The sequence below is a fragment of the Kitasatospora sp. NPDC056800 genome (genome assembly GCF_042789775.1).
In the GTDB taxonomy this organism is placed as follows: domain Bacteria; phylum Actinomycetota; class Actinomycetes; order Streptomycetales; family Streptomycetaceae; genus Kitasatospora.
In genome coordinates, this window is record NZ_JBHUAL010000341.1 from 1 (window position 1) to 5277 (window position 5277).

Below are 5277 nucleotides of genomic sequence, written 5' to 3' on the forward strand. Positions count from 1 at the left end.
GACCCCGAGGCGTCTCGGGGTCCGGCTCCGGGATCCCTCGGGGGCGGGACCCCCTCCCCAGGCGGACGATCCGGCCCGGCCGATCCGGCATGGTGTCAGGTGAGCACCAGCCGACCGGAGTTGCCCACTCCGCCGACCCCGGACCAGGGAGGACGGCATGACCGCCGACCCGACCGCCCCCGCCCGCCGCCGGACCGCCCCGCGCGTCGCCGTCGCCGCCGCCGTGGGCGCGGGACTGCTCACCACCCTCGCCCCGACCGCCGTCGCCGGGCCCGCCGGCTTGCCGCCGGCCCCGGGCTGCCACGGCGCCGTGCACCTCGCGGTCACCGGCGGCACGCCCGGCGATGGCACGGGCACCGACGGCGCCGCGGAACGGCGCGGCGACTGGACGGCCGCCGACGCCGCCCTCGCCGGGATGACCGACCCCGGCTACTCGACCTCCGCCCTCGCCGCCGTCCGCGAGAACGGCCGACTGGTCTGGCGCAACGCCACCGGCGTCGCCGAACTCGGCACCGGCGAACCCGCCGACCCGGAGGGCGCGTTCCGGATCGGCAGCGCCACCAAGACCTTCGTCGCCACCACCCTGCTCCAACTCGTCGGCGAGCACCGGCTGGACCTCGACGACCGCCTGGAGTGCCTGCTGCCGGGCATCGTCCCGAACAGCACCGCGATCACCGTCCGGCAGCTGCTCGACCACACCAGCGGCGTCGCCGACTACACCCGGGACCGGGCCTTCGAGGTCGACCGGGACTGGCTGGCCGACCGCCGCTACAAGTCCTACCGGCTGCGGGACCTGGTGGACCTCGCGAACACCTACCCGCCGGACTTCGCCCCCGGCGAGGGATGGCAGTACTCCAACACCAACTACATCCTGGTCGGGATGATCATCGAGAAGCTCACCGGCCACAGCTGGAACGACGAGGTCACCCGCCGGATCATCCGCCCGCTGCGGCTCACCGGCACCTGGATGCCCGGCGACCTCCCGTTCATCCCCGGCCCGCACGCCCACGGCTACGTCAGGACGGACACCGGTCCGGCCGACGTCACCGTGCTCAACCCGTCCATGGCCGGCTCGGCCGGCGGCGGCATCTCCACCACCACCGACCTGACCGCCTTCCTCGACGCCCTGCTCGGCGGCCGCCTGCTGCGCCCGGCCGAACTCGCCGCGATGAAGCGGACCACCGACCACGGCGAGGGCCGGACGTACGGCCTCGGCCTCCAGCGCCTGGACACCCCCTGCGGCCCGTTCTGGGGCCACGCCGGCGGCATCCCCGGCTACAGCACGATGATGCTCGCCGCCCCGGACGGCAGCCGCTCGTTCGCCGCCGACACCACCTTCTACGACGCCCCGGACCCGGACGCCGCCAACACCGCCTGGCGCAAGGTGACCACGACCGCCCTGTGCGGCGCCCAGGCGGCGGCCGCGGCACCCGACCTCGCCCGCACGGCACCGTGACCGACCCCCTACGCTGACCGGCGACAGAACCGCCGACCGTCACAGGAGGACGACCCATGGCAGAGCCGCTGATCGCCGCAGTCGGGGGCCGGGTGCCCGCCGTCGACCCGGGCGCCTTCGTGGCGCCGAACGCCGTCGTGGTCGGGGACGTGACCGTCGCCGCCGGCGCGAGCGTCTGGTACGGCGCGGTGCTGCGCGGCGACGCCGAGTCGATCAGCGTCGGCGCGGGCAGCAACATCCAGGACAACTGCACCCTGCACGCCGACCCCGGCTTCCCGCTGGTGGTCGGCGAGCGGATCTCGGTCGGCCACAACGCCGTGCTGCACGGCTGCACGGTCGAGGACGACGTCCTGGTGGGCATGAACGCCACCGTGCTCAACGGCGCCCGGATCGGCACCGGCTCGCTGGTCGCGGCCGGCGCGGTGGTGCCGCAGGGCATGGTCGTCCCGCCCGGCTCGCTGGTCGCCGGCGTCCCGGCCAAGGTCCGCCGCGAGCTGACCGAGGACGAGAAGACCGGCATCAAGGCCAACGGCGCCGGCTACCAGCTGCTCGCCGACGCCCACCGGGAGATCTAGCGGCTGCCCGGCTAGGCCGTGGTCATCGCTGCCGCGGCCGCCGGTTCCGTCGCCACCGGGGCGGGCCGGCGGCGGTCGGCCGCCCAGGCGAGCACCGCGACCACCGCGCCCGCGGCCGCCAGGACCGCGCCGACCAGCGTCGGCGCGGTCCAGCCGAGCCCGGCGTCCAGCGCCAGCCCGCCGAAGTACGCGCCCTGGGCGTTGGCCAGGTTGAAGGCGCCCTGGACGGTCGCCGAGGCGAGGGTCGGCGCGCTGCGCGCCTTCTGGAGCACCAGGGTCTGCACGGCCGGCACGATCGCGAAGCCGAACAGCCCGATCAGCACCACCGTGACGGCCGCCGACCAGCGGGCGTGCGCGGTCAGCGCGAACAGCGCCAGGGTGGCGGAGAGCAGCACGAAGGCCGCGCAGACGGTGGGGCGCAGCGCCCGGTCGGCGGCGAAGCCGCCCAGCACGTTGCCGATCGTCATGCCGACCCCGAACAGCGCCAGCACCAGGGTCACCGAGCCGGTCGCGTACCCGGAGACCTCGGTGAGCAGCGGCGCGATGTAGCTGTAGCAGGCGAAGAAGCCGCCGCAGCCGAACACCACGGTGGCCAGCGCCAGCCAGAGCTGGCCGCTGCGGAAGGCCCGCAGCTCGTGCCGGAGCCCGGACTGGCCGGAGGAGGGGAGCGCGGGCACCAGCCGGGCGATGGCGACCGTTCCGGCGGCCGCGATCAGCACGACCACCAGCATGGTCGCCCGCCAGCCCAGGTGCTGGCCGAGCAGGGTGGCGGCCGGGACGCCGACGATGTTGGCGACGGTCAGTCCGGAGAACATCACGGCCACCGCCCGGGCCCGCCGGTCCGGCGCGACCAGCTCGGCCGCCGCCACCGCGCCCGCCCCGAAGAAGGCGCCGTGCGGCAGCCCGGTGATCAGCCGGGCGGCGGCCAGCGTCCAGAAGTCCGGGGCCACCGCGCAGAGCAGGTTGCCGGTCGCGAACAGCGCGGCCAGCGCCACCAGCACCGCCTTGCGCGGCCGTCCGGCGGCCAGCGCGGTCAGCAGCGGCGCGCCGACCACCACCCCCAGCGCGTACGCGGAGATCAGCCAGCCCGCCTGCGGGATGGAGACGTGGAGACTGTCCGCGACCTGGGGGAGCAGCCCCATGGCGGCGAATTCGGTGGTTCCGATGGCGAACGCGGTGACGGCCAGCGCGAGCAGCGCGAGAGGCAAGGGGGTGACTCCGGAGTGATGCCGACGGACCGGGGAAGCGCGCGGCGGGATGAAGGCGGGAAGGACGGCGGGATGAATTCGTTCGTCCGGAATCCTAATCCGGCCGGATGACGGCGCCGTGAGGTGCGTGTGACGAAAGGGCGTCGCCGGCTGACGAAAGGGGGTCGCCGACGCGGCTCCCGCGCGCGAGACTGGGAGCATGTGCCGCAACATCAAGACGCTGCGACCTCCCGTCACGCCGGACGCCGACGAGGAGGACTTCCACGCCGCAGCCCTCCAGTACGTCCGCAAGGTGTCCGGGTTCCGCGCCCCCGCGGCGCACAACCGGGAGGCCTTCGACCGGGCGGTGGACGCCGTCGCGGAGGCCACCGCCCGGCTGCTCGCCGAGCTGGAGGTCCGCGGCCCGCACGCCCGGGCCGCCGTGCCGGCCGAGGCCGCCGGGTAGGCAGGAGCAGCTGTGATGAGCCACGCCGAGCGTTACGCCCTCACCTTCCCCGGCACCCCGGGCACCCAGGCCCCGCAGGACGTCGTGGTGGTCACCCGCACCGACGCGACCGGTCCGGGCGGCCACCCGGTGTACGAGGACGAGAGCGGCATCGTCCGGGCGGAGATCAGCGACGCCGGCGAGGTCCGGATCCTCGCCAGCGGCGGCCACCAGAGCCCGCACCTGCCGGTGCACGCCCACCCGCTGCCCTGACCGCCCGGAACCCTGGGCGGGCACTCGGAACCCCGGCGCGGATTCCGTCCGTCGGGCACAATCGCGGTATGACCACAGCGAGTTGGCAGGGCGTCGTCATCGCCGAGAGCGACGACACCGTCGTCGTCGAGGGCAACCACTACTTCCCGGCCGAGGCGGTGCGCACCGAGTACCTGCGCCCCTCGGAGACCACCACGGTGTGCGGTTGGAAGGGCACCGCCGGCTACTACAGCCTGGAGGTGGACGGGCGGACCAACCCGGACGCCGTCTGGTACTACACCGACCCGAAGCCCGAGGCCGAGCACGTGCGCGGCCGGGTGGCCTTCTGGCGCGGGGTGGTGGTCGCCGAGTAGGCGGCCCCGGGCCGTGCCGTCCTCGCGAAAGGGGTACCGGAGCCCATGGCAGTCTTCCGCAGGCCGGACCGCTTCCGGCCGCGTCCCGGATCCGCCCCGGCCGAGCCCGACCCGAGCGGGCCCGACCCGGCCGAGCCCGACCTGGGCGAGCGGCTCGCCGAACTGGTCGAGGAGTCCGAGCAGCCCGTCGGCCGGGGCCCGGTCGCCGCGTACGCGGCGAGGCAGCGCGGCCGCGGCCGGGCCGTGGTCCTGCACACCGCCCGGCGGCTCGGCCACGGCGGCCGGGTCGCCGCCAAGGGGGCGGCCAGGGGAGCGGCCAAGGGCGCCGCGTTCGGCGGCAAGGCGCTGACCGACCAGCTGGTGCGGACCGCGCCGCGGATCCCGGTGCGCGACCTCGCCACCCTGCGGGCGCAGCACCCCGACGCGGCCTTCCCGGAGCAGCTGGCCGACCTGCTGGTCACCGGCGCCGTCCGGGCCTCCGGCGCGCTCGGCGCGGGCGTCGGCGCGGCGGCGATGCTGCCGGTGCCGCCCGCGATGCCGCTGGAGATCGCGGCCGAGACGCTCGCGGTCGCGGCCGTGGAGATCAAGCTGATCGCCGAGCTGCACGAGGTCTACGGCACCCCGGCGCAGGGCACCGCCACCCAGCGGGCCGGCGCCTACCTCGGCGCCTGGGCCAACCGCCGCGGGATCGACGCGGGCCTGCTGGTGCGCCCGGCCGGCTTCGCCGCGCTGGCGATCGGCTCGGAGGTGCGCCAGCAGGTCCGCCGCCGGCTGACCCGCAGCTCGCTGCGCCACCTGCCGGCGGTGACGCCGCTGCTGGTCGGGGCCGGCATAGGCGCCACCATGAACCGCCGCGACACCCGCCGGCTGGCCGGCGAGGTGCGCGAGGACCTGCGCGGGCGACGCCCGGCGGACGGCGCCTACTGGGCCGCGGCCGCGCCGCCGCTGAAGGGGGAGACGGCTCCGCGGCCACCGGGGGAGGCGTGAC

The 5277-nt window shown here is 75.9% G+C and carries 7 protein-coding genes; 6 read left to right on the forward strand and 1 reads right to left on the reverse strand.

What is annotated here, in order from left to right; translation table 11 throughout:
- The first annotated feature begins 157 nt into the window (after window positions 1-157).
- Window positions 158-1456 (forward strand): serine hydrolase domain-containing protein, encoded by a 1299-nt coding sequence (locus ACFRQN_RS39725; RefSeq protein ID WP_380745506.1) that lies wholly within the window; start codon window positions 158-160, stop codon window positions 1454-1456.
- 56 nt (window positions 1457-1512) lie between these two features.
- Window positions 1513-2031 (forward strand): gamma carbonic anhydrase family protein, encoded by a 519-nt coding sequence (locus ACFRQN_RS39730; RefSeq protein WP_049659101.1) that lies wholly within the window; start codon window positions 1513-1515, stop codon window positions 2029-2031.
- Window positions 2032-2042: 11 nt separating this feature from the next.
- On the opposite strand, the gene ACFRQN_RS39735 is transcribed toward ACFRQN_RS39730, so the two are convergent.
- Complete coding sequence (locus ACFRQN_RS39735) at window positions 2043-3239, reverse strand: MFS transporter (RefSeq protein ID WP_049659100.1); 1197 nt, start codon at window positions 3237-3239, stop codon at window positions 2043-2045.
- A 199-nt stretch (window positions 3240-3438) separates the two neighbouring features.
- On the opposite strand from ACFRQN_RS39735, the gene ACFRQN_RS39740 reads away from it, so the two are divergent.
- The 4 genes from ACFRQN_RS39740 to ACFRQN_RS39755 all read left to right on the forward strand — a co-directional run bounded on the left by ACFRQN_RS39740 (window position 3439) and on the right by ACFRQN_RS39755 (window position 5276).
- Window positions 3439-3684, forward strand: coding sequence for a DUF2277 domain-containing protein (locus tag ACFRQN_RS39740; protein WP_117486559.1), 246 nt, complete (start codon window positions 3439-3441; stop codon window positions 3682-3684).
- Window positions 3685-3699: 15 nt separating this feature from the next.
- Window positions 3700-3936 (forward strand): DUF6296 family protein, encoded by a 237-nt coding sequence (locus ACFRQN_RS39745; protein WP_049659098.1) that lies wholly within the window; start codon window positions 3700-3702, stop codon window positions 3934-3936.
- 68 nt (window positions 3937-4004) lie between these two features.
- Window positions 4005-4289, forward strand: coding sequence for a DUF427 domain-containing protein (locus ACFRQN_RS39750; RefSeq protein ID WP_049659097.1), 285 nt, complete (start codon window positions 4005-4007; stop codon window positions 4287-4289).
- A 45-nt stretch (window positions 4290-4334) separates the two neighbouring features.
- Window positions 4335-5276, forward strand: a complete 942-nt coding sequence (locus ACFRQN_RS39755; RefSeq protein WP_380745509.1) for a hypothetical protein — start codon at window positions 4335-4337, stop codon at window positions 5274-5276.
- Window position 5277 lies beyond the last annotated feature (1 nt).